This is a genomic window from Brevibacterium sp. UBA7493, assembly GCF_002479565.1.
In the GTDB taxonomy this organism is placed as follows: domain Bacteria; phylum Actinomycetota; class Actinomycetes; order Actinomycetales; family Brevibacteriaceae; genus Brevibacterium; species Brevibacterium luteolum.
Genome location: NZ_DLOD01000001.1, coordinates 1 through 23605, shown reverse-complemented (window position 1 = coordinate 23605; position 23605 = coordinate 1). Strand labels below are relative to the sequence as shown.

Annotated in this window: 20 protein-coding genes and 1 riboswitch; of the genes, 11 read left to right on the top strand and 9 right to left on the bottom strand. The window is 68.5% G+C overall.

What is annotated here, in order from left to right:
* Nucleotides 1-173 precede the first annotated feature (173 nt).
* Entirely contained in the window at nucleotides 174-1115 is a 942-nt protein-coding gene (locus B4E96_RS00100) for a hypothetical protein (RefSeq protein ID WP_286955825.1), read from the bottom strand.
* Between the two features lie 100 nt (nucleotides 1116-1215).
* Between B4E96_RS00100 and B4E96_RS00095 the strand changes: the two genes are divergently transcribed.
* The 4 genes from B4E96_RS00095 to B4E96_RS00080 all read left to right on the top strand — a co-directional run bounded on the left by B4E96_RS00095 (nucleotide 1216) and on the right by B4E96_RS00080 (nucleotide 4816).
* Nucleotides 1216-1755: a DUF4916 domain-containing protein gene (locus B4E96_RS00095; protein ID WP_286955823.1), complete on the top strand. Its 540-nt coding sequence runs from the start codon at nucleotides 1216-1218 to the stop codon at nucleotides 1753-1755.
* A riboswitch (TPP riboswitch) is annotated at nucleotides 1756-1861 on the top strand. It begins immediately after the preceding gene.
* A 29-nt stretch (nucleotides 1862-1890) separates the two neighbouring features.
* Nucleotides 1891-2532, top strand: a complete 642-nt coding sequence (locus tag B4E96_RS00090) for an ECF transporter S component (RefSeq protein WP_259833902.1) — start codon at nucleotides 1891-1893, stop codon at nucleotides 2530-2532.
* Complete coding sequence (locus tag B4E96_RS00085; RefSeq protein WP_102161328.1) at nucleotides 2532-4016, top strand: ABC transporter ATP-binding protein; 1485 nt, start codon at nucleotides 2532-2534, stop codon at nucleotides 4014-4016. The genes B4E96_RS00090 and B4E96_RS00085 overlap by 1 nt, the downstream gene beginning before the upstream one ends.
* Entirely contained in the window at nucleotides 4013-4816 is an 804-nt protein-coding gene (locus B4E96_RS00080) for an energy-coupling factor transporter transmembrane component T family protein (protein ID WP_102161327.1), read from the top strand. Before B4E96_RS00085 ends, B4E96_RS00080 begins: the two co-directional genes overlap by 4 nt.
* Before the next feature lie 12 nt (nucleotides 4817-4828).
* Here B4E96_RS00080 and B4E96_RS00075 read toward each other — a convergent pair whose 3' ends face one another.
* Nucleotides 4829-5428, bottom strand: a complete 600-nt coding sequence (locus tag B4E96_RS00075; RefSeq protein WP_170273221.1) for a class I SAM-dependent DNA methyltransferase — start codon at nucleotides 5426-5428, stop codon at nucleotides 4829-4831.
* A gap of 4 nt (nucleotides 5429-5432) precedes the next feature.
* Entirely contained in the window at nucleotides 5433-6323 is an 891-nt protein-coding gene (locus B4E96_RS00070; RefSeq protein ID WP_239557130.1) for a LysR family transcriptional regulator, read from the bottom strand.
* Nucleotides 6324-6563: 240 nt separating this feature from the next.
* On the opposite strand from B4E96_RS00070, the gene B4E96_RS00065 reads away from it, so the two are divergent.
* Nucleotides 6564-7721, top strand: coding sequence for an NAD(P)/FAD-dependent oxidoreductase (locus B4E96_RS00065; protein ID WP_286955820.1), 1158 nt, complete (start codon nucleotides 6564-6566; stop codon nucleotides 7719-7721).
* A 51-nt stretch (nucleotides 7722-7772) separates the two neighbouring features.
* Nucleotides 7773-9305: an aldehyde dehydrogenase family protein gene (locus B4E96_RS00060; protein WP_259793660.1), complete on the top strand. Its 1533-nt coding sequence runs from the start codon at nucleotides 7773-7775 to the stop codon at nucleotides 9303-9305.
* 124 nt (nucleotides 9306-9429) lie between these two features.
* On the opposite strand, the gene B4E96_RS00055 is transcribed toward B4E96_RS00060, so the two are convergent.
* Nucleotides 9430-11622: an HNH endonuclease signature motif containing protein gene (locus tag B4E96_RS00055; protein ID WP_286955818.1), complete on the bottom strand. Its 2193-nt coding sequence runs from the start codon at nucleotides 11620-11622 to the stop codon at nucleotides 9430-9432.
* A gap of 367 nt (nucleotides 11623-11989) precedes the next feature.
* On the opposite strand from B4E96_RS00055, the gene radA reads away from it, so the two are divergent.
* Nucleotides 11990-13381 (top strand): DNA repair protein RadA, encoded by a 1392-nt coding sequence (radA, locus tag B4E96_RS00050; RefSeq protein ID WP_259793662.1) that lies wholly within the window; start codon nucleotides 11990-11992, stop codon nucleotides 13379-13381.
* Between the two features lie 143 nt (nucleotides 13382-13524).
* The gene (gene disA, locus B4E96_RS00045; RefSeq protein WP_259793665.1) at nucleotides 13525-14637 is read left to right on the top strand and encodes a DNA integrity scanning diadenylate cyclase DisA; all 1113 of its coding nucleotides are present in this window, start codon (nucleotides 13525-13527) and stop codon (nucleotides 14635-14637) included.
* A gap of 49 nt (nucleotides 14638-14686) precedes the next feature.
* On the opposite strand, the gene B4E96_RS00040 is transcribed toward disA, so the two are convergent.
* Entirely contained in the window at nucleotides 14687-15445 is a 759-nt protein-coding gene (locus B4E96_RS00040; RefSeq protein ID WP_286955816.1) for a hypothetical protein, read from the bottom strand.
* A 38-nt stretch (nucleotides 15446-15483) separates the two neighbouring features.
* Here B4E96_RS00040 and B4E96_RS00035 point away from each other — a divergent pair, with 38 nt between their 5' ends.
* Nucleotides 15484-16485 (top strand): A/G-specific adenine glycosylase, encoded by a 1002-nt coding sequence (locus tag B4E96_RS00035; protein WP_286955815.1) that lies wholly within the window; start codon nucleotides 15484-15486, stop codon nucleotides 16483-16485.
* A gap of 34 nt (nucleotides 16486-16519) precedes the next feature.
* On the opposite strand, the gene B4E96_RS00030 is transcribed toward B4E96_RS00035, so the two are convergent.
* The 3 genes from B4E96_RS00030 to B4E96_RS00020 all read right to left on the bottom strand — a co-directional run bounded on the left by B4E96_RS00030 (nucleotide 16520) and on the right by B4E96_RS00020 (nucleotide 18489).
* The gene (locus tag B4E96_RS00030; RefSeq protein ID WP_286955892.1) at nucleotides 16520-17020 is read right to left on the bottom strand and encodes an amino-acid N-acetyltransferase; all 501 of its coding nucleotides are present in this window, start codon (nucleotides 17018-17020) and stop codon (nucleotides 16520-16522) included.
* A gap of 147 nt (nucleotides 17021-17167) precedes the next feature.
* Entirely contained in the window at nucleotides 17168-17713 is a 546-nt protein-coding gene (locus B4E96_RS00025; protein ID WP_286955814.1) for a hypothetical protein, read from the bottom strand.
* The gene (locus B4E96_RS00020) at nucleotides 17713-18489 is read right to left on the bottom strand and encodes a hypothetical protein (RefSeq protein ID WP_286955813.1); all 777 of its coding nucleotides are present in this window, start codon (nucleotides 18487-18489) and stop codon (nucleotides 17713-17715) included. Before B4E96_RS00020 ends, B4E96_RS00025 begins: the two co-directional genes overlap by 1 nt.
* 223 nt (nucleotides 18490-18712) lie before the next feature.
* Here B4E96_RS00020 and B4E96_RS00015 point away from each other — a divergent pair, with 223 nt between their 5' ends.
* Together B4E96_RS00015 and B4E96_RS00010 are read left to right on the top strand one after the other, a co-directional pair.
* Entirely contained in the window at nucleotides 18713-21568 is a 2856-nt protein-coding gene (locus tag B4E96_RS00015) for a hypothetical protein (RefSeq protein ID WP_286955811.1), read from the top strand.
* Nucleotide 21569: 1 nt separating this feature from the next.
* Entirely contained in the window at nucleotides 21570-22484 is a 915-nt protein-coding gene (locus B4E96_RS00010; RefSeq protein WP_286955809.1) for a hypothetical protein, read from the top strand.
* Between the two features lie 14 nt (nucleotides 22485-22498).
* Here the strand turns inward: B4E96_RS00010 and B4E96_RS00005 are convergent.
* A partial coding sequence (locus B4E96_RS00005) for an IS1634 family transposase (protein WP_286955807.1) occupies nucleotides 22499-23605 on the bottom strand: 1107 nt, incomplete at its 5' end.

The window sequence follows — 23605 nt, the reverse complement described above, 5'->3', positions numbered from 1 at the left end:
GCGCGGGCTGAGCGCCACGCCACACTTTATCTTGATATCAAGATAAAACATGAGCAGGGGCAGCACAAACGCCGTACGTTCTCTAGGATGCCACGCGCACATGTGGCCTCGCTCACCGGGTCCCGTCCCAGCTGCGCGGCCAGCCCGCTGGCCTGCGCTGATGCCCTGCCGGTTCAGTCCTCTGCCGGCTGTCCGGTGCCCTGGATGATCGAGACGAGGGTGATGAGCGACAGCCGGGCTCCCGGATGCGCCCGGAGCTTGCTGTCTCCGGCGTCGATGAGCACGCCGCCGGAGCGCCAGTCACCGAGAATCCGCAGCAGGGTCTCAGACGTGCCGGCGAGCACGACATGGGCGAAGCTCTCCCCGGAGATCGTCTCCGGGGCGTAGCCGAGGAGCCGGAAGAACTCGGCGGTGTGGGCCTTGAGCCGCTCGTCGGTCTCGAGCACAGCGTGGATCTGCTCGGATTCGGGCAGGCTCACCCGCCCGCCGGCACCGAGGTACATCGCCAGGGTCGAGAACAGCGGGATATCGAGGTCACCGGCGCCGGTGACCTGGGTGTTGACCTGCTGCCAGTGGTTCGCCGCGGCGAGCGCCCAGACGCTGAGCCAGCGGGCGAGCGCCCCGGCCTGCTCGTCACTGGGCTCGATCGCACGGTCCTCAGCCACCGCCTCGGCGACGGGGCTGAACAGCTCGGGCAGGCCGACGGTCACCGACTCAGGCCCGGCCTGTTCGAGCATGCCGGTCAGCAGCAGCGTCGCCCAGGCCCGCTCGGTCAGCGGCAGCTCAGCCAGCGTCTTGGCGCCACCGGCCTCTTCGAGTCGGGCGAGTTCGGCGACAGCGGCGAGCTCCTCACCGCTCAGCTCGCCGGTCTCGGCGGCCGGGCGCTGCGCGTTCGGACCGGAGGCGACCCAGTGCCAGATCCGCAGCGCGGCGGCCACGACCGACACCTCGGCGATCTGGGCGGCGTCGACAGCCTGCGATTCGGGCTGGTCGATCTGGTCCTCGGCGTCCAGGAGGCCGAAGAGGGTCATGGCGATCGGGTGGTAGTGGGCGCTGATCTCGTCGGCGAGATGCTGGTCGGCGCCGGTGGGCTGCTCGTTCATGTCATCGCTCATGCCCCGAACCTATCGCAGCCCCGGCGGTTCACGCTTCCCGCTCCTGGGGACATGCGCCTGGAGTCTGGCCTGACCAGAGCCCGTGTGGAACCATGGGACTATGACACGCACCGCTTTGGCTTTCGATGAGAACTGGCTCGAACCCGATGAGCTGGCCCGGCTGCGCAGACGCCTGCCGATGGCCTACATCAATGCGGTGCCGGTGCTGCTTGACGACCACGGTGTGCCGGACAAGGTCGGGCTGCTGCTGCGCACCGGCGATGACGGCTCGCTCGTGCGCGAGGTGATCGGCGGGCGGGTGCGCTTCCACGAGACCCTGCGCGATGCGCTCATGCGCCATGCCGAGAAGGACCTCGGGCCGCTGGCGTTTCCGTCGCTGCCGAGCTCGCTCAACCCGTTCCACGTTGCCGAGTACTTCCCGACCGAGGGTGCCTCCAAGCTTCACGATCCGCGCCAGCATGCGATCGCCCTGTGCTACATCCTGCCGGTGCAGGGTGAGTGCACGCCGCGCCAGGATGCGCTCAGCCTCGACTGGCTGACCCCGGACGAAGCACTGCGCGAGGACATCGTGGCGGAGATGAACCACGGACAGGAGCACATCGTCAAAGCCGCCCTGGCGTACATGGGTCTGCTACCGTAGACGCGACGACAGGGGAGCGCTCATGAGGAGCGCTGAGAGTGCACAGCTGCAGACCCTCGAACCTGACGCGGTTCATACCGCCGGAGGAAGTCGAGTCTCTTCACCCCTCCTTGCCTGATTGAAGGAGGATTTGCGATGTCTGACGTCCAGACCCGCCACACCCATTCCGAACCCAACAACATGCCTGCCGGAGTTCCGGCGACGATGCGCTGGAGGGTCGTCGACATTGTCGTCGCCTCCGTGCTCGCCGTCGCGATCGGCATCGTGTTCTGGGCCTGGTCGAACTCCTGGGAGACGATCAGCGCCCCGTTCCAGGCCCTCTACCCGCCGACGAAGGGACTGCTGACCGGCGTGTGGGTGCTCGGCGGCGTGCTCGGCGGGCTCATCATCCGCAAGCCCGGTGCAGCGCTGTACGTCGAGGTGCTCGCTGCGATTGTCTCGGCGGTGCCGGGCAACTACTTCGGGCTCATGGTCATCGTCTCCGGGCTCATCCAGGGCTTCGGCGCTGAGATCATCTTCGCGTTGCTGCGCTACCGCCGCTACACCTTCATCGCCACGCTGCTCGCCGGCCTGGGTGCCGGGCTGTCGCTGGCGATCGGCGAGAACATCCTCTACAACGCCGCCTGGACGTTTGAGCACAAGGCGCTCTACACCGTCTTCGCCGGCATCTCCGGCATGGTGCTCGCCGGCCTCGTCTCGTGGTTCGCGCTCAAGGCGATCGCCCGCACCGGTGCGCTGGGCGCCTTCGCGTCCGGACGCAGCGCGCGAGAAGTCTGATGGCCGCCGCGACCCGCGGCGTCGACGTCCTCGCCCGCGGCTTCGGCTGGCGGCACTCCGGGCGCAAGCGCGCCGCTGTCAGCGACATCGACCTGCGCATCGAGGCCGGTGAGCGCGTCCTGCTGCTCGGCTCCTCAGGGGCTGGGAAGTCGACGCTGCTGCATGCGATCGCAGGAGTCCTGCCGGCCGAGTCCGGGTACCGGACCGGCGAGCTGCTCGTCGGCGGCCGCCCACCGGATCCCACCTCGGGCACCACCGGGCTCGTCCTGCAGGACCCGGACGCGCAGGTGGTGCTCGCCCGGCTCGGCGACGATGTGTGCTTCGGGATGGAGAACACCGGCGTCGACCCGGCCGCGATGCCCGCCCGCGCCCGCAAGGCGCTGTCCACCGTCGGCCTCGATCTGCCGTGGGATCATCCGACGTCGGCGCTGTCCGGCGGGCAGAAGCAGCGCCTTGCTCTGGCCGGCGTGCTCGCCATGGCTCCCGGGCTCATGGTGCTCGACGAGCCGACGGCCAACATCGATCCGGCCGCCGTTCCCGAGGTGTGCCAGGCGGTTCTCGACGCGCAGGCCGCCTCTGGTGCGACCCTGCTCATCGTCGAACACCGGGTCGACATCTGGGCCGATCACGTCGACCGGATCATCGTGCTCGGCGAGTCCGGGCTGGTCGCCGACGGTGCGCCCGATGCGGTGCTGCACGGCCCGGCGCTGCGCGGCACCCTGGCTGGCGCTGGGGTCTGGCTGCCTGGTGCCGCACTCCCCCAGCCGCGCGTCCCGCGGCCGGCGGGTGCGGTGCTGCTGGAGGCCGAGAAGCTCGCCGTCGCCCGCTCCCGCCGTGGCCCGGTCGCCGTCAGTGACCTCAGCGTCGACCTCGCCGAAGGCCAGGCGCTCGCACTCGTCGGGCACAACGGCGCTGGCAAGTCGACGACCGCGCTCACCCTCGGCGGCCTGCTGCCTGCCCGTGCTGGGAGGGTGCGGGCCACGCCGCGGCTGCTCGACCTCGGGCGCGGGGCGCCCCGCCGCGACGACCCGCACCGGTGGCCGGCGGCTGACCTCGTCGCCCGGATCGGCACGGTGTTCCAGGAGCCGGAGCATCAGTTCCTGACGACCACGGTCGCCGATGAGCTGCGGCTGGGTCCGCGCCAGGCCGGTTGTGCCCAGGCCGAAACCGAGGCGCGGGTGGCCGAGCTGCTCGAACGCCTGCGGCTGACCCGGCTGGCGCATGCGCATCCGCACACGCTCTCCGGTGGGGAGAAGCGGCGGCTGTCGGTGGCGTGCATGATGGCGACCCGCCCGCCGGTGCTCATCATCGACGAACCGACCTTCGGCCAGGATGCGAACACGTGGCGGGAGCTCGCGGCGCTCAGCTGCGAGCTGCTCGATGCTGGGACCGCGCTGCTGACCGTCAGCCATGATGCGGAGTTCCTCCAGGCGATCGCCGCTGAGCGGATGCTCTTCGGCCGCGGACAGGCGGTGCGCGCATGAACGCCGACCTCCTCGTCCCCGTCGTCCGGGAGACCCCGCTCGTGCGCTGCAATCCAGTCGCCAAGCTCGCCGCCGGTGCAGTGCTCGCCATCGCGGTCGTGCTCAGCATCGACGTCGTCTCCGCCGCGGTCATGCTCGGACTCGTCATCCTCATGCTGCCGCTCACCGGCCTCGACCTGGCCGTGCTCGTCAAGCGGCTGTGGTTCCTGCCGCTGGCCGCGCTCATGGCCGGCTGGGGCACCGCGCTGCTGTCGCAGAAGACCGGCACCGTCATCGTCGATGCCGGCCCTCTGCTGCTCACCAGCGACTCGCTGACGATGGGTGCTGCGGTGGCGCTGCGCGCGCTCGCGCTCGCGCTGCCGGCGGTCATGCTCATCGCGACGATCGACCCGACCGACCTGGCCGACAGCCTCATCCAGCACCTGCGGCTGCCGGCGACCTTCGTGCTCGCGGCACTCGCCGCCGCCCGGCTCGTGACCCTGTTCATCGCCGAATGGCAGACCCTCACCCAAGCCCGCCGGGCCCGAGGTGTGGCCGGCGGGAACGTGTTCGCCCGGATCAGCGGGTTCTTCCAGACCTCGTTTGCACTGCTCGTGCAGGCGATCCGGCGCGGCACCCGGCTGGCGATGGCGATGGAGGGCCGCGGCTTCGGTGCGCAGAACCGCACGTGGGCGCGGGTCTCGACATTCCATCCCCGCGACGGAGCCCTCGTCGCCGGTGCGATCATCGCCGCTGCCGTCACGATCGGTGCGGCGGTGGCGGCTGGGACCTGGAACTTCATCTTCACGATCGGGTCGTGACACCCGCCGTGTTCAGGCCCGGACGGAGACGCAGACGAGGAAGTCGCTGTCGGCTGCGAACGGCTGCAGCGTCCAGGTCGCGAAGCGGTGCTCGATGCGCAGGCCGGCCTGCGTGAGGTCGTCGGCGTATTCGTCGAAGTCGTAGCCGCGGCCGGCGCCGAAACCGGTGATGAGCCGCCCGCCGGGGGCGAGCACGGAGGCGAGGTTGGCGATGACGGCTGAGCGGGAGGCGGGGTCGAGGAAGGTCATGACGTTGCCGGCGCTGGCGGCGATGTCGAAGCCGTCGCCGAGCTGCTCGGGGCCGGTCTCGGCGAGGTCGCCGACGTGCCATTCGCCTGCCGGGCAGGTCTCGCGCGCCTCGCTGATGAGCACCTCGTCGAGGTCGATGCCGACGATGCTGTGGCCGCGCTCAGCCAGGTATGCTCCGACTCGGCCGGTGCCGCAGCCGGCGTCGAGGATGCGGCTTCCGCGTTCGGCCATCGCGTCGATGAGCCGGGCCTCGCCGTCGAGGTCGTGGCCGGCGGCGGCGAGGCTGCGCCAGCGCTCGGCGTAGCGGTGCGAGTGCTCGGGATCCTTGGCGATCATCTGCGCCCACTGGTGCTGGTAGCTCATGGGCTCATCGTATCCCCGCGCCCGAGGCGAAGACCTCGGTGAGCACATCGGTGACGGCGGTGATGTCGGGCCGGTCGGCCTGCTCCTCCCGGCTGATGACGACGATGTGCCGGCCGCCTGCCTCGGTGCCGTCGACCAGCTGCAGCCCGCCCGGGGCGAGCGCCATCATGACCGGGGTGCCGAGCGTGTAGCCGAGCCCTGAGTGCACCATCGCCAGGGCCACGGAGGTGTCGGTGATGATGTGGGTCTCGCGGGCGGCGAACCCGAGGCCTGCGATCGCGAAGCGGACCGCCCGGCCCTGCAGCGACCGGCTCGGCGGCAGAATCCACGTGCCACCGGCAAGCTCCTCATGCGACGGCGCCTGCCCGGCAGGGGCGACGACGGAGAACTCCTCGCTGTGCACGCGCTTGACCCGCAACCCGCGCTGCGGGGCAATCGGAGCGGCCGGATAATCGATGCCGATGCCGACGTCGATGCGGCCGGCGAGCACCGCCTCGGGCATGTGCTCGACATCGATCTCACGGGCCTGCACACCCGAGCCGGTCAACCGGCTGGCCGCGGCGGCGAAGGCGACGACCGAAGCCGAGCCGAACACCCCCAGGGTCACCGCGCCGACGCGACCGAAGTCCTGACCGCGCACCGCCTCGGCGGCCTGCTCCTCAGCGGCGATGACCGCCCGCGCACGCTCGAGCAGGGTGCGGCCGGCCTCGGTGAGGGTGAAGCCGCGACCGGCGGCGACGAGCAGATCGGCGCCGATGACCCGGCGCAGGGTCGCCATGTGCTGGCTCACCGCCCCGGGCGTGTAGCCGAGCGCGCGGGCGGCCGCGCTCATGGTGCCGAGCTCGGCGACGGCGACGAAGGCGCGCAGCTGCACGAGCGTCCAGTTCATCGCCATCGGCACTCCCCCGTTCTGCCACATTCTCCATCGGCCGCACCGGCCGCCTTTCAGTAATACTAAACGCTGCATTCACAGTTCATCGCTGTCAGGACGTTGCCTGGAGCCGGTTGGCTGGCGGAAGATGACAGCACACGCAGTTGTGAGACCCGACACAGTCGTCGGGCCTGTGCTCCCGGCGCAGACTGGCGGACCCACACGGTCCCGGCAGGCCGCGCCGGCCTGAAGAGGAGGTTCACCATGACTGTTCCCCTGCCCCCGAGCGCCTCGATCGTCATCATCGGCGGCGGCATCATGGGCGTGGCAGCCGCGTACTACCTGGCCGAGGCCGGTGTCGAGGACATCGTCGTCATCGAACGCGACCAGCTCGGCTCCGGATCGACGTGCAAAGCCGCCGGCGGCCTGCGCACGCAGTTCTCCGACGAGACCAACATCATGCTCGGCGCCCGCAGCCTGGAGACATTCCGCCGGTTCAAGACCGACTTCGACACCGACCTCGATCTCGTCACCAGCGGCTACCTGTTCCTACTCGACAACGACGCTGATGCTGCAGCGTTCGAGCGCAACGTCGAGCTGCAGCGCTCCCTCGGCCAGTCCTCGCGGATGCTCACCGTCTCCGTAGCCCACGAGCTCTCCCCGGTGATCTCCACCTCGGGCCTGGTGGCAGCGGCATTCAACCCCGAGGACGCCCACTGCACGCCCGAGGCGGCGGTCAGCGGGTTCGCGTGCGCGGCGCGCAAGCGCGGGGTGACGTTCGTGCAGAACTGCGAGGTCACCGACATCGTCACCACCGGCGACGAGATCCACGGGGTGACGACGACGAAGGGCGAGATCGCCACCTCGCACGTGGTGTGCGCCGCCGGCGCATGGTCGCAGCGGATCGGCGAGATGGCCGGCGTCGACCTGCCGGTCACCCCGCTGCGCCGGCACGTCGCGGTGACCGAGCCGGTCGACTTCGACGCGACGAAGCTGCCGTTCACCATCGACTTCACCACGTCGTTCTACTTCCACTCCGAGTGCCGCGGACTGCTCATGGGCGCCCCGGAGGTCGAGGACGTCCGCGACTTCAACCTGCACACCGACCCCGCCTGGCTCGACCGGCTCGCCGAGCTCATCGAGCACCGCGCGCCGGCTCTCGGCGACGTCGGAATCGGCAAGGGCTGGGCCGGCCTGTACGAGTGCACCCCTGATCACAACGCGCTCATCGGCACTGCCGCCCAGCTGCCCGGATTCATCTACGCGACCGGGTTCTCCGGCCACGGGTTCCTGCAGGGCCCGGCCGTCGGCGAGGTCGTGCGCGACCTCTACCTCGGGCGCGCGCCGTTCGTCGACGTCAGCGGTCTGAGCGTCGAGCGGTTCGACCGCGAGGAGCTGCGCGTCGAGATGAACGTCGTATAAGCCAGCGATCTGCGACACACTGAAGACACCCCCACAAGAGAAGGAGCATCCATGACCTTTCCCAGCCAGGACGCCATCATCCAGCTCACCCGCGAAGGACTGGCAGCCTGCGGCATCGACTTCGATTCGCTGCTGACCGAGGAGTCGGCGCAGTCGATGCCGCTGCCCTCCCCCATCACCGGCCAGATCCTCGGCCACATCGCCGTCGACACCCCGGAATCCGCCGCCGAGGCGGTGGCCAAGTCCCAGCAGGCGTTCCGCCAGTGGAAGGACGTGCCGGCTCCCGTGCGCGGCAAGGTGGTGCAGCGCTGGGGCCGCCTGCTCGAAGAGCACAAGGACGAACTCGCCAAGCTCGTCACCGTTGAGGCCGGCAAGACCCCGTCCGAGGCGGCCGGCGAGGTGCAGGAGATGATCGACATCTGTGAGCTGGCCGTCGGCCAGTCGCGGCAGATGTACGGCAAGACGATGCCGAGTGAGCGCCCGGGCCACCGGCTCATGGAGACCTGGCATCCGCTCGGTGTCGTCGGCATCATCACCGCGTTCAACTTCCCGGTCGCCCCGTATGCGTGGAACACCGCGCTGGCGATCGCCTGCGGTGACACGGTGATCTGGAAGCCCTCGGAGGCATCGACGCTGTCGGCCCTGGGCGCGAATGCGCTGCTGGCGCAGGCCGCGAAGGAAGAGGGCGCACCGGAGAACCTCAATCTGCTGCTCGTCGGCGATCGGTCTGTGGGCGAGGTGCTCGTCGAGGATGAGCGCGTCGCGCTGCTCTCGGCGACCGGTTCGGTGCCGATGGGCCGGGCTGTCGGCCCGAAGGTGCAGCAGCGCTTCGGCCGTCTGCTGCTGGAGCTCGGCGGCAACAATGCTGCGATCGTCGCCCCGAGCGCGGACATGGATCTGTCGCTGCGCGGCGCCGTGTTCGCTGCCGCCGGTACGGCCGGTCAGCGCTGCACGACGCTGCGCCGCCTCATCGTGCACGCCGATATCGTCGACGAGCTCGTCGGCAAGATCGTCGACGCCTACGGCACGCTCAGCATCGGTGCGCCGACGGAGGACGGTGTGCTCGTCGGGCCGCTCATCAGCAAGAAGGCCTTCGATGACATGCAGGCAGCGCTTGAGGCTGCGACGGCCCAGGGCGGCGAGGTGCTGTGCGGCGGCGGCCGGGTGCTCGCCGATGACGCCCCGGATGCCTACTATGTCGAGCCGGCTGTCGTGAAGATGCCCGGGCAGACGGAGATCGTCGAGGCGGAGACCTTCGCACCGATCCTCTACGTGATGGAGTACACGGATCTCAATGACGCGATCGAGCTGAACAACGCTGTGCCGCAGGGCCTGTCGTCAGCGATCTTCACGCAGGATCAGGCTGAGGCCGAGCGCTTCCTCGCCGGTTCGGACACCGGCATCGCCAACGTCAACATCGGCACCTCCGGTGCTGAGATCGGCGGTGCTTTCGGTGGCACGAAGGAGACCGGTGGCGGACGCGAGTCCGGCGCGGATTCGTGGCAGGCGTACATGCGCCAAGCGACGAACACCGTCAACTACTCCGGTGAACTGCCGCTGGCCCAGGGAGTGAAGTTCCTCTGATCTGGAGCTGACCTGATCAGCGGCTAGCTTCAGCTGCAGGTGGGCTGATCACCGCTGTCATCGCCCCGGTTCGAGCATTGAGTTCGGACCGGGGCGATGGACGTATCCGGGTGGTGGGAATCGATCAGAACGGCGGTGGGTCAATCGAGTTCTCCCAGCCGCCGGTCGGTTCACCCTTGAGGTAGTCGACGACGTTCCGCGGCTGGGGTTTCTGTTCGGAACCTGGCTTAGTCTGCGGGGCAGACGCTGCATCGTCCGGACTTTCCGACTTCTCCTGCCGCTTCTGACGCGGTGGGCACGCTGGATCAGCTGCTGGTGTGGAATCAGCAGGTCGGTATGTCCGCGCGGTGGTTGATCCGGCGGAATCGTCTGGGTCATCGTCTCCGCCGGAGCGATCCGGTATTCGCAGAACCGGTTCCGGGCTGGGATTGGGCAGCCGCCCTTCAGCCATAGCGGCGAAGTGCTCAGCGTTGAGGACTCCGAGCAGGCTTTCGGGAATGGTCACCGAATCGCATGTGCGGCCCTCTATCTCCCAGCAGATCATCTCGGTGTTTCCGCAGGATGAGAGGCGCAGCACGCCCTGTGTCTTGAGCTGGTGGTGCATCTTGCACAGCGGGTGCAGGTTCTTCATCGTCGTGAGCCCACCGGCTGCCGGGTGCCTGTGGTCGAAAGGCCGCTGGTGATCGAGTTCAGCCTTGCGCGCTGGTTGGTGGCAACCTGGCGCGGTGCAGTACTGCCACTTCTCCACCAAAGCGATGCGCATCGCCTCGGGAATGGTGTAGGTCTGCGCCTGCGCGTCGCGCACCTTTCCGGTTTCAGGGTCGGTGAGGATGCGATAGACGGTCTTCGGCCCGGACCCGACGATGTGGCGTGCGGCCTCGGGATTGATGGGGATGCCGTTGAGCGTGCCGGGGATATCGGCGTCCTCGTTCAGCAGCGTCATCATCGGCACGGTGATGTTCACGCGCGCCTGGCGGCGCAGCCATTCGGTGTCGGTTGGGCAGGTGAAGCGCACGCGCGTGCGGTCTGATTCGACACCGGGGATGGACTCCGCGCCTGCTTCGTCAACCGGGGCGCATTCGGACTCGGTGGCGAGAATCGCGCCGGCCAGCAGGTCGAATTTTAGCTGCTCGAGTGTGCGCTCCTCGACCGAGACGTGCCCTTCTGGCAGTTCTTCGCCGAAGACTGAGAGCTGGCCGCGCCGGATCGCTTTGGCCATGCCTGCGAGACGCGCTTCGAGGAGCACGAGAGAGTGTGTGGGGCCGATGAGCGTCATCTCGCTGGTGCCGTTGGCGTTGTGGTGTGTGACGACGCGGCGTCTGGAGAAGGCTTCCTCGTTGCGCTCATCATCGGTCATGAGCGCGGCGATCAGCTCGTTGACTGCGCGGCGGAAGTAGACCATCTTCGTCGCCCGGCATTGGGAGATCTTGTCGTCGAAGATCGGCATCTTGCGCGCCGGCAGCTTGCCTGCAGCACGCACTGCATATTCCAGACGATCGAAGGAGAGCTCACCTGCGCGCACCATCGACAGCAACCGGGGTGTGCCGAGGATGGCGCGTGCCGCGCGCTTGACCTTGGTCACGGCCGACTGCGTGGTGCAGTCATACACTTCGGTGAGGCCGAGGAGCAGCTCACTTGTGAAGGTGTCCTCAACCTGGGCGAGTGCGGCGGCCATGCTCTCTGCGACCTGCGCTTTGACCCCGTCGGCGATCGGGCGGAACTGGCTCTTCGCCTTCTTCTTGCCGCGCGTGCGGTCATCCGCACTGACAGCGCCGAGGCGTGAGAAGCGTCCGTGGGCGCTGTGGCCGATGATCGTACGCGGTCGCAGCTTGCCTTTGCGGCGGGGGCGGATGTCGAGGTTCTGGTGGATCAGCGTGCTGTGGATGCTGTCGGTATCGCTGAGGTCGGGCAGTCCGCGATCCCAGCTGAGGTCCGCCTCGATGCGATGCATTGCGGAGGGATCGATGACGAAGGTGACGTGATCCATCGCCTCGTTGCCTGACTTCAGGGTCTCGACGTCTGCATCTTCCATCCCCTGGTGGCCTCGCATGAACTCCATGAGCTGTTCTTCGGTGCAGGGGACCGTCCACTCGATCGTCTCTGAGGACGTAGAAGCCGGTGGCACGTGCCGGAATCGCGCTGGCCGGTACTTGATCCACGTGTCTACGGTGGCGGCGAGCTCGCGGTACTCAGGCTCACGGTCCAGGCGCGCACTGTAGCTCGCGAGCACGTCCTCGAACTCGTGCACTTTGAGCAGTCCTTGGGCGACGCGGCTGGCGTGCAGCCGGTTGAGCCGGTCATCGAGGTCTCCGCGCACGGCCTCGCCGTGACTTCTGCGCCCCGTGGCAGCCCGGCCGGGCAGAACTCCTCTGTACCGCGGGCGGCTGATGTGCGAACGGAGGGCGGCCTCGATCAATGGCTCTGTTTCCTCAGGATCGGGAGCCCGAGTTCTCATTGCCGCCACCTCCTCGTGGACGATCAAGAGGTGAAGAGCACCTCTTTCGTTCGATTATAATCGTGCTTAAGTGTGATGTCTAGGTGTATTTCCCCTGTTGTCGACGGCCGGAAACAACCGGCTTCCGATCGGCTTCCCACACTAGGCGAGGGCACTGACATCGCTTCCTGACCAGCGGTTATCCACAGCGGAGGCTGCGATGACCGTGGCGCATGCCAGACTTGAGTACATGTCATACACCTGTACGGAATGCGGCTACAGCAGCATCAAGTGGCTGGGCAGATGCTCTCGCTGCGGCGAGTGGGGAACTCTCGAGCAGTCGGAAGCTGCCGGTGGCGCGACAGCGATCAAAACGCAGGCCAAGGAAGTGCCGGCGAGCAAGCTCGCCAAGCCGATCACCGAAGTCGATGGCACTCGCACCCGCGCATTCCGCACGGGGGTCTCCGAACTGGACCGGGTCCTCGGCGGCGGCGTTGTCCCCGGTGCGGTCATCCTGCTCGCCGGCGAGCCGGGCGTCGGCAAGTCCACTCTTCTCCTCGACGTGGCCGGGCGGGCCTCGCGCGAGTCGGGAGAGGGGCGCCGCGCCCTCTACATCACCGGTGAGGAATCGGCCGGTCAGGTGCGGCTGCGCGCTGAGCGCATCGGCGCCATGCATCCCGACCTCCTGCTGGCCGCAGAATCCGATCTCGCGACCGTGCTCGGCATGATCGTCGAGATCCAGCCGGAGCTGCTCATCATCGACTCGGTGCAGACGCTGGCCTCCGCCGAGGTGCAGGGCGTGCCCGGCGGCGTGACGCAGGTGCGCGAGGTGGCGGCGGCGATCATCCGCGCAGCAAAGTCGCTCGACGTGCCGACCGTGCTCGTCGGGCACATCACCAAGGACGGCACCGTCGCCGGCCCGCGGCTGCTGGAACACCTCGTCGATGTTGTGTGCGAGTTCGAAGGCGATAAGCACTCGCGCCTACGGCTGCTGCGCGCGGTGAAGAACCGCTACGGGCCCACCGATGAGGTCGGCTGCTTCGACATGACCGAGCTCGGCATCCAGTCGGTGCCCGACCCCACCGGTCTGTTCCTCTCACGCGGCAGCGGGCATGCGCCGGGCTCGTGCCTGACGGTCGTGCAGGAGGGCAAGCGCCATCTGCTCGTTGAGATCCAGACGCTTGTCGACAAGCAGACGAAGGGGGCGCCGCGGCGCACGGTCAGCGGGCTCGATGCCAACCGGCTCGCGATGACGCTCGCAGTGCTCAACAGCGAGCCGATGCTGCACAGCTTCGCCGAATGCGATGTCTACGCCTCTACTGTCGGCGGTGCCAAAGTCATCGAGCCGGCGGCCGACCTGGCGCTGGCACTCGCGCTGGAGTCCGCTTGGCAGTTCCGGCCGCTGGAGAACCGCGTCATCGCCATCGGGGAGATCAGCCTGTCCGGTGAGATCCGCAATGTCCCCGGCATCGAACAGCGGCTGGAAGAGGCATACCGGCAGGGCGTCAGCCATGCGATCGTCGCCGCCGGCGGGCTCAACAACGTCACCGTCCCGCGCGGGATGGATGTGAGCGAATGCGACAGCATCCGGCAGGCCGTCGAAGCTGCCATGGGCCTCGAACTCAACAACACGACGCGCTGACCACACAACAACACCCATTGCCCCGAGGATTGCGGCAGATCGGCAACACAACTGTTGCCCATTCGCAACAGTATTCCCCGCCGGGGTGCCACACGGTTCGCTAGCCTACTGAGAGGACCGTAGACATTGATCGGAGAGCATAGGTGCGCGCGGCGAGAAATCCCCTTTTCCTTGACGCTCAGCGCGAGGTCGACCAGACCAGCTACGATCTCGTCCTCTCCACTCTCGCAGCAGTCGCTCCGGGCACTGAGCTGCGCGACGGCCTCGAACGAGTGCTGCGCGGCCGCACAGGTGCGCTCATCGTGCTCGGCTCATCGAAGGTCGTCGACTCGATCTCCACCGGCGGGTTCAACATCGACATCGAATTCTCCGCCACCCGCCTGCGCGAGCTCGCCAAGCTCGACGGCGCCATCGTGCTCAGCCGCGACGCCTCCCACATCCACACCGCAGGCGTGCAGCTGCTGCCCGATCCCTCGATCGACACACAGGAATCCGGCACCCGCCACCGCACCGCTGAGCGCGTGGCCAAGCAGACCGGATTCCCCGTCATCTCCGTCAGCCAGTCGATGCAGATCATCCAGGTCTACGTGCACAGCATCCGGCACGTGCTCGAGACCTCCGACAGGATCCTCGCCCGCGCCAACCAGGCCCTCGACACCCTGGAGCGCTACAAGCACCGCCTCGACGAGGTCACCGCAACGCTGACGTACCTGGAGATCGTCGACCGGGCCACCCTGGCCGATATGCTCGTCGTCCTGCAGCGCCAGGAGATGGTGCGCCGGATCTCGAAGGAGATCCAGACCTACATTCTCGAACTCGGCGACGACGCCCGCCTCATCACCCTGCAGCACGATGAGCTCGTCGGGCCCCGCAGCGACAGCCAGTATCACCTGCTGCGCGACTACATCGACGCGATCCCCGAGCACGACTCGATCGACAATGTCCTGCACAACCTCGCCGCGCTGCCCGGCCACGACCTCATCGACATCGACATCGTCGCCCGCACCATCGGCTCCTCAGCCGCCAGCGAATCCCTCGACCGCTACGTCTACCCGCTGGGCTACCGGCTGCTCTCGACGATCCGCCGCGTCCCGCCGATGGTCGTCGACCGGCTCGCCGAGCACTTCGGCCGCTTCACCGAGCTGCTGGCAGCCGAGCTCTCAGAGCTCAAGTCCGTCGAGGGCGTCGGCGAGCACCGTGCACGGATCGTGCGCGAGGGCCTCAACCGCATCGAAGAGGAAGTCCACGAGAACTGACGCAGCCTTCCGTCAGCCTGCGACGTCAGGCCGCACCTCAGCACTGCAATCAGCCTTCGTCTTCGGGTTTCTCGGTCGGCTCCGGCGACGGCTCCTCGACGGTGAACCGCGCGGGTTTGCTCTCCACCTCACCGAGCTTCGTCACCAGTTCGTACTCGCCTGCCTTGAACGAGTCACCGGTGCGGTTGCAGTTCTTGTCGGTTGGGATCATCTCCCACTTGAGCGTCGACTTGCGCTCGGTGCCCGGGGCGAAGACGCGCACGTCCTCATCCGCCTCGTAGCCACCCGGCGTGCAGTACTCCGTCGACCACTGCGTCTTGCCGTCCTGGCGGATCTCGAAGACCTGATGCTCCGGGCCCACCGAGATCGCACAGGCGACGTCGTGGTTGTTCTTCACCGTCAGCTCCAGGGTCGCCGAGGCGCCGGGCGCGTAGGATCCCTCATCGGTCCCGGCGATGATCTCCACGGCATCGGCCGGGCAGGCGCCCGAGGCCTCGTCCCCGGTCGGGGCTGGGAGGGTCGGTTCCGGCGACTGGGCGGCCGCCGCCTCGGCTGCGGCCTGATCGCGGGAGTCCTGGCGCACCTTCTGGATCGCCTTGACCATGAGCACGATGCCGAGCACGAGCAGGCAGACGACGATGAGGGCGAGCACGCCGACGACGATGCGCCGGCGGCGATAGACTGCAGGGTCGGGGCGGCGCGGGCCGCCGCCACCGGAGCCAGCCGTCGAGCGGGCTGCCGGGCGCGCGCCGCGAGCCGAACTCGGCCGGCGCCGCTGGGAACCCTGACCACGCGCAGAAGGAGACATCACCTGAAGCCTACGGGCTGCAGCTGTAAGCGACGACGATGACACACCGGACACCTGCCGAAACCGACCTCGCCGCCGCGCACGAGGCGGTCCTCACCTGGTTCGACGCCCACGCCCGCGACCTGCCGTGGCGGGCGCAGGGCACCTCGGCGTGGGCGGTGCTCGTCTCCGAGATCATGTCCCAGCAGACCCCGGTCGCCCGCGTCGTGCCCCGGTGGCGGGACTGGATGGCCCGCTGGCCGGCCCCGTCCGACCTCGCTGCCGCGCCCACCGCCGAGGTGCTGCGCGCCTGGGATTCGCTCGGCTACCCGCGCCGGGCCCTGCGCCTGAAGGAGTGCGCGGCCGTCATCGCCGCCGAGCACGGCGACCGGGTGCCGTGTGATGAGGAGACGCTGCGCGCACTCCCCGGCATCGGCGCCTACACCGCCGCCGCAGTCGCCTCGTTCGCCTGCGGGCGGCGCACCACCGTCCTCGACGTCAACATCCGCCGCGTCCTCGCCCGCGTCTTCGACGGCCACGCCCACCCCAAGGGCGCGCTGACCAAGTCCGAGACCGCCTGGGCCGCCCAGTTCGTGCCCGCCGACGGACCGGACGCCCGCCACGTGGCATGGAACGCCGGGGTCATGGAGCTCGGCGCGCTCGTGTGCACCTCCCGCAACCCGGCGTGTGAGGTCTGCCCGCTGGCCGAGCAGTGCCGCTGGCTGGCCGCCGGCCGCCCCGCCGGCGACGACCCGGCCCGGAAACCCAAAACCCAGGCGTGGCACGGCACGGACCGGCAGCTGCGCGGGGCGATCATGGCCGTCCTCAAGGCCGCCGAGGCGCCGGTCGCCCGCGACCTGTTCACCGCCTCGGCGACGGAATTCGACGGCGGGCCCGATGGCACGTTCGATGCGCAGGGCGCCGCGCACGAGGCGGTGGAGACGGCGATCCTGCGGGTGCGCGAGCTCGGCGACGGGCAGCGGATCGGCCGGCTCATCGACGCACTCATCGCCGACGGGCTGGCCGCCGAGAGCCGAGCCGGGCTGCACCTGCCGCACTGAAGCCGCAGGGCCCCGGGGCCCTGGCACCGGCGGCTCAGAGGTGCTTCATCATCCGCGAGTTGCCCAGGGTGTTCGGCTTGACGCGGGCGAGATCGAGGAACTCGGCGGTGTTCTCGTCATGGCTGTGCAGCAGCTCGACGTAGACCTCCGGTGAGACCGGGGTGCCGGTGATCTCCTCGAAACCGAGCGAGGCGAAGAACCGGGTCTCGAACGTCAGGCAGAACACCCGCCGCACCCCGATCGCCTGCGCATCGGCCAGCAGCTGCTCCATGAGCATCCGTCCGATCCCCCGCCCCCGGTAGTCCGGGTCGGCCGCCACGGTGCGTGCCTCGGCGAGGTCCTCCCACAGCACGTGCAGCGCCGCACAGCCGACGACCCGCTCTCCACCGGGAGCGTCCGGGTCGGCGACGAGCCGGAACTCGTGCAGGCCCTCGAAGTAGTTGACGGCCTCCTTGGCCACGAGGATCCGCTCATCGACCAGCGGCTGGACGAGCCTGCGGATCGCAGCGACATCGCTTGTGCGCGCCCTGCGCATGATGAGCCCGCCGGGGAGCCGCCGGTGGGCGAAGTCGCGTTCGGCCCACACCGGCGCCGAGGCGGTGGGCTCGTTCTCATCCGTGTGCAGGTGGGGCTGGTGGCCGGTCATGTCGTCATGGTAGTCCCGGCGCAGCGGGCTGTCTGCTCACATCCCAGCCAGCAGACTGCGCACGCACTCCCGCCACGTCTCGACCGCCTCGGGGCCGGTGAGCCGGCTGACCTGCACGGCCACGCCCGAGGCGCCGGGCCGGCGGGTGTCGATCGTCACGGCGATCCGGGTGCCGTCTGACAACGGGACCCGCCAGTACCGCCACTTCTGCGTCCGCGAGGTCACCGGCGCCTCGGCGAAGGGGATCCCGCCCAGCTCGCTGCGACCGGCCATGAGCGCCTCGAAGGCCGCCAGCGCATCATCGGGATCACCGGACACGGTCTTCGTGACGCTGACTTCGAAGGTCCCGTCGACGCGCTGGCCGGGCAGCCGGCGGCCGATCTGCTGCTCAGAGGCCACCGCCGCGCCCTGGGCCCACCAGTCGGGATTGTCGACGCCGGTGAAGAGCCCTGCCGCGACGTCGGCGAGCTCGCGGTGGGACAGCGACTCACCGCCGGCAGCTGCGAAGGTGTCGGTGATCTCGGCCCACCTGCGGCCGGTGGCGCGTGCGATCGCCGCGGTGTCCTGGCTGCGGGTGGTCATCAGCGCGTCTTTGTCGTGCCGTCGTGGCCGCCGGTGGTGCTGATCTTCTTCGCGTAGCAGGAGTCGGCATCGAGGCCGTGCGAACCGCACCAGGCGAGCGCCTGGTCAGGATCGTCGAAGGTGATGCCGACGATCGTGACGTAGAAGTCCTTGCTCTTGAAGCTCGCGTAGTCCCCGGACCACAGCAGCTTGACGCGCGGGTGCTCCTCACGCAGCCGCTCGTGCTCATCGAGGATCGCCTGCTCGTCCCACGTCCGGCCCTCGGCTTCGAGGCCGACCTTCTTCGAGCTCAGCTGCGGCACCCAGCTGCCCTCGATGTCGGCGGCCACCTCCGAGGCGTCGGTGTCGATGCGCTGTCTGAGCGCCTCGGCTGGGTCGTCGGGCAGGGCGCCGTCGCTCGCCTCGGCGGTGGGGTCGTCGCCCTCATCGCTGGTCTCCCCGCCGGTCGGATCCTCGGTGGGGGCGGCAGACGGCGGCGCACTCGGGGCTGCGGTGGCATCGGAGTCGTCGTCGGAGTCGAACAGCTGAATGGCTCCCCAGCCGAGGCCGCCGCCGAGTGCCAGTACGAGCAGGATGCCGAGGATCACCGGCGATGGACCGCGCTTGCGGCGCTGCTGCGGGGGCTGTGGGCCGGCAGTGTAGGGCTGGCCGGGGGGCTGCTGCTGGGGCGTCGGCCAGTGGCACTGCGGCTGCTGGGGCTGCTGCGGCGCTGGCCAGTGGCTCTGCGGCTGGTTCCAGCCGTTGTGCTGCGGATCTCCCTGGGGCGGAACACTCATGGCTCTGTCTCCTGTCCTCGGCGGCACCTCACCCATGGACTGACTGTTCTCTTATGAACCATACACAGTACGTTCAGGTTCTTGTTATGGTGGGCACCGAGGAGCCTTGTGATCCGCTCATCCTCGTCAGCGTCGCTGGGCCATCAGTGGGAAACGAGAACTGAATCGACGTCGCAGAAGCTTCGCCCCTCCCCAGCGAAGGCGACTGAGCCAAGGAGCCGTCATGACCGACCAGCCGCCACCGGAACAGCCACCTGCGAACCCGCCCGGCGCGAATCCCGGTCGGCAGGGCATCCCGTCGCCGCCTTCCATACCGCCTCGGTCGACTTCTGGGCCGCAGCCGGCCGCCGGACCGCAGCCGGTCTATCACCAGCAGGCCGACGGACAGCAGCAGGCCTACAGTCAGCCCGCCGGATCCTACCTGGGCTCGCAGCCGCAGCAGGGGACCTACAGCTATCCCACCGGCCCGTGGCCGGCCCGCCAGAGCCCCATCGACGGGTTGACGATCCGCGAAGGCCTCGTGACCGCTGCCATCGGGCTGGCCGCCGGCTTCATCGCCTCGCTCATCATCTCCCTCATCGTCGTCTCCACCATCAACGACGCCATCACCGACGCTGCTGACGGCATGCCGACCGGTTCCCTCGGCTTCACTCTGCCCTTCATCCTCTTCGCCCTCGCCCTCGGCGGGTCGGCCGCACTGCGCTTCAGCGGTCAGGCCTTCGACGAGCTGAGCGCCTCAGCGGCAGTGCACTTCGCCGGAGCTCCCCTGCTCATCACTGCCGTGTTCACCACCGCTCTCGTGTGGTGGTCGATGCTGAGCGAACGGCGCCACCCCTCGCGCACCGTCGCGGCATTCTGGATCCGCATCGGCCTGACGACCCTGTCGCTGACCACCGTGCTGTTCCTGCTCCAGCTCATCTTCGCCTCGCGTTCGAACATCACCGAGGACTACTTCTCAGCCTCCCTCGAATTCTCCGCCGTGACCCCGCGGACGTTCTTCCTCCCCCTCATCTTCATCCTCATCGCCACGACCATCGGCCGGATCTTCGGCCACTACCGCGGCTGCGATGCCGCGGGCCTCCCGTGGCTGCGCTACGCCGCTGCCCCTGCGCGCACCGCGCTGCTGCATCTCGTCATCGTCGGCGCGATCTTCCTCATCGTTAGCTTCTTCGTCCTGCCGCTGCACTTCGACGTCCACGGCAGCTTCGTGCCGCTGCTCGCCGGCACCGCCGCACTCATGATGGCAGCGCTGACCCACTTCGGCGGCCTGTCCGCCAGCGGCCGCGCACTGGCCGGAGACAGCCACGAGGGCGGCTCGACAGCGGTGACGATGTTCAGCGACACGATCCCGGGCACCCTGTGGCTCGGCCTCCTCGCCGTGCTGCTGGCCGCCTTCATCGCCGCGATCGCCGCAGCCGTCACACGCCGGCCGAGCTGGGCCCACCAGCCCGGCGTCTCCAGTCCGTGGACCTCGATCTGGCAGCTGCCGGTGACCTTCGGCCTGCTGTGGGGACTGCTCTCGGTCGTACTGCTGCCGGTCAAGGTCAGCGGCCGGGCCAGCGGACAGGGCGCTGACCTGCTCGGCAGCGACATCCCGGCGATGCTGAATCTCAGTGTCGGCCTGCTGCCGTGGACGTTCCTCATCTTCGCCCTCTGGGGCCTGCTCATCGAGGTCCTCGCGATCACGATCGCACCCCGCATCGTGCTGACGATGCCGCAGCTGGCCGCGTGGCTCGGCGGGCGCGCCGTCCACCCGTACTGGGGTCAGCCGCTGGGCATCAGCGAACCGCGCGGTGCGCTGCGCCACCCGGACATGAAGACCCCTCCTCCCCCGGTCGCACCCCCAGGCGGATCAGCGACGCCGCCTCCGCCGAGCACCCCACCGGCCACCTCGGCACCCTACACCGCCTCGGGACCGGTGCAGGCCACCCCGCCGCCACCGAACGCCATGCCCGCCGGCGCAATGCCACCACCTGGGGCGGCCCCGCCGCCACCGCCGGGATACGCGGCCGCGCCGATGGGCCCACCGCAGCCGATCGACCGGCGCAAGGCCAAGATCTGGGGCATTGCCGCCGGGGCGCTCGTGCTCGCGCTGGTCGCCAGCATCATCGCCGTCGGGCAGATCAACTCGCGGTTCTACGGCCCCGACGGGGTCGTGCGCTCCTACCTGTCGAAGCTCTCCAGCGGTGACGCCGAGGGGGCACTCGCGCTGGCCGATGTCGATGTGCCGGTCGAGGAGCGGACACTGCTGACGAACGAGGTGCTCGGCAACGCCGCAGCCCGTCCGGACGGCATCTCGATCACCGACACCGAGGTCGACGGCGACACCGCCGTCGTCACCGCCGAGTTCGACCTCGGCGGCTCGAAGAGCGACGTCACGATGGACGTGCGCAAGGTCGGCAAGCGCGGAATCTTCTTCAACGACTGGCGGCTGGCCTCCCCGGGTCTGGGCCAGGTCGTCGTCGAGACCCCGAACCTCAGCCAGGTCAACGTCAACGGCGTGACCGTCCCGACAACCGACGGGATGCTCAGCCTGCCGGCCTTCCCGGCGCTCTACACCGTCAGCCTCGCCGACTCCTCGGACTATCTGGAGGCCGACGAGGTGCAGACGCGGGCGTTCTTCGAAGGCACCTCCGCAGAGGAAGCCGGCGGGGAGCTGCCGGTGCTGCAGGCCACGCCGACGCAGGCGTTCACCGATGAGGTGAACAAGCAAGTGCGCAGTCTGCTCGACTCGTGCGCAGGCAAGGCCGAGACCGAACCGGCCGGCTGCCCGTTCGGCTCGCGGTCGGCAAGCTACTCCGACGTCACGAACGTCAAGTGGTCGATCGAGGAGTACCCGGACATCTCGTTGAGCGACAGCGGCAGCTACGGATACGGCTACGGCGACTCCGAGCCGAACGACGGCTCAAAGTGGCGCATCACCTCCGAGTCCACCGGCTCTGCGCTCATCACCGGCACGTACAGCCTGTTCGGGGATTCGGAGAGCTATGACAACACCGTGAGCTTCGACGTCTCCGGCACCGCCGAGATCGTCGACGGCAAGGTCGTCATCAGCGTCGAGGAGAACAGCGGATACTGAGGTGGCACGCCAGCCGACCTCCCGCCGCCGGCGCGCGCTGCTGCCCAGCGTCGTGGTCGGCGCGGTGGTCGTGGCGCTCATCGCCGCCATCGTGTGGTTCACGGGGCTCCGTGAGAGCAGCCCTGCCGGCACGGTGCGTGACTATCTCTCGAAGCTCGCTGCCGGAGACGCCGCCGGTGCCCTGGCGATGGCCGAGCACGACATCCCTGCAGGGGAGTCCACGCTGCTGACCGACGAAGTGCTCGCAGGTGCTGACCGGATCGAGCAGGTCGAGATCACCGGCACCGAGACCAAGGGTGACACCGCCGTCGTCACCGCCGACTATCGCCTCGGCCTCGGACTGCGCCCCACCGAGTTCACGCTGCACAGGGCAGGGCCGAAGGGACTGTTCTTCAGCGACTGGAGGCTCGAAGCGCCGGAGCTGGAGCGGATCATCATCGACACGCCACATCTGTCTGAAGCGGCGGTCAACGGGGTCACGGTCCCGGCGTTCCGGCAGCAGATCACGCTGCCCGCGTTCCCGGGAATCTACACCATCGGAGTCCCTGAGGACGACGAGTTCGTCACCGCCAAGGAGGTCCGGATCTACGCGACCTTCCCGACCCCCGATGAGCCGCAGGACTCGTACACTCTCGTCGCGGAGCCGACGGAGCGCTTCACCGAGGCTGTCAACGCCGAGGTGCGCTCGATCATCGACGACTGCGCCCGGAAGGATGAGGCCAATCCAGCCGGGTGCCCGCTGACATGGCCGAACGCGGAGCGCTACGATCTCTCGGATCTCCGGTGGTCCGTCAAGGAGTATCCGACCGTCGGCCTGCGAGCCGCGTCCGAGCTCCGCGGTGAGTCGGCTGAGGACGGCTGGCGGTTGAGCGGGGAGCGTTCCTGCACGGCACAGATCAGCGGCCTGCGCACCTGACTTGGCTCATTTTGTTAGTGCGTGAGTTTGCCGTTCATGATCGCGTCGATGATGGCTTTTTCTTGGGCGGGGATGTGGGGCGGGAAGGTCTGGCGGGTGCCGTTGATCTCGATCGTCGCCGACCGCAGCGGCCGTAGGCGCTTGACGACGTTGCCGATCGCCAGCCCGGTGCGGGTCTGGACGTAGCGCGATACCGCCAGGGCGGCGAACACGATGGTCAGGTGCGCTTCGATCGATTCGCGGACTCGGTGGAAGATCGGCCGGGCAGCCAGGTCGGTCTTGGACATGCGGAACGATTGCTCGACGTGCCACAGGTCGTGGTAGGACGACACCACCTCTGCCGCCGGCATGATGCTGGCCGGGATGTTGGATGAGTATCCCTTCCAACCGACGAGCTGTATAGCTCGTGCGTAGGAGGCTTCGTCGAGTTCTTTCTTCCCGCCTTTCTCCCGCACGAACCTGGCCTTCTTCGGTGCCCGTTCCCCGTCGATGATCGCGATCGCTCGGTTGCGCTGCTGATTGAGCGTTGCTTGGTCCCGCAGCGCTCTCTTGCGCCGGTACTGCCAGACGGCCCGCCATTTGTCGGTGTCTGTTTCGGGGTCCCACACCGGCTCGGCCCGGCGCGGCACCTGGTCCGGATCGGGTGCCGACCGCCGCATCGTGATGGTGTCGACGGTCAGCCCGTCCTCGTGGTGGGTGCCGTGCCAGTGGAAGTACTTCGCCAGGTCCTGCGGTGCCTTCGTCTGCCGCGACCCGACGATGAATCGCAAGCCGGCGTCGTCGAGGTCTTGCAGGTTCTTCGCCGACAGCATTCCGGCATCGGCGACCACTACCATATCGGCCACGTTGTGGCGGTCCTGGAAAGCCTTGATCACCGGGATCATCGTGTGCGTCTCGGCCTTGTTCCCTTCGAACGAGCGAATCTCCAGGGGAAACCCGGTCCGGTCGACGAGCAGCCCGATGACGATCTGCGGATCGACCCGGCGCTCCTTCGAGTACCCGACCTTGCGGTAAGAGTCTTCCTTCTCCGCCTCGAAGTACAAGGTGGTGACGTCATACAGCAGCAGCGACAGCCCCGTGGTGGCGGCGCTGTAGGCGAAGCAGGCCTTCGCGATCTGATC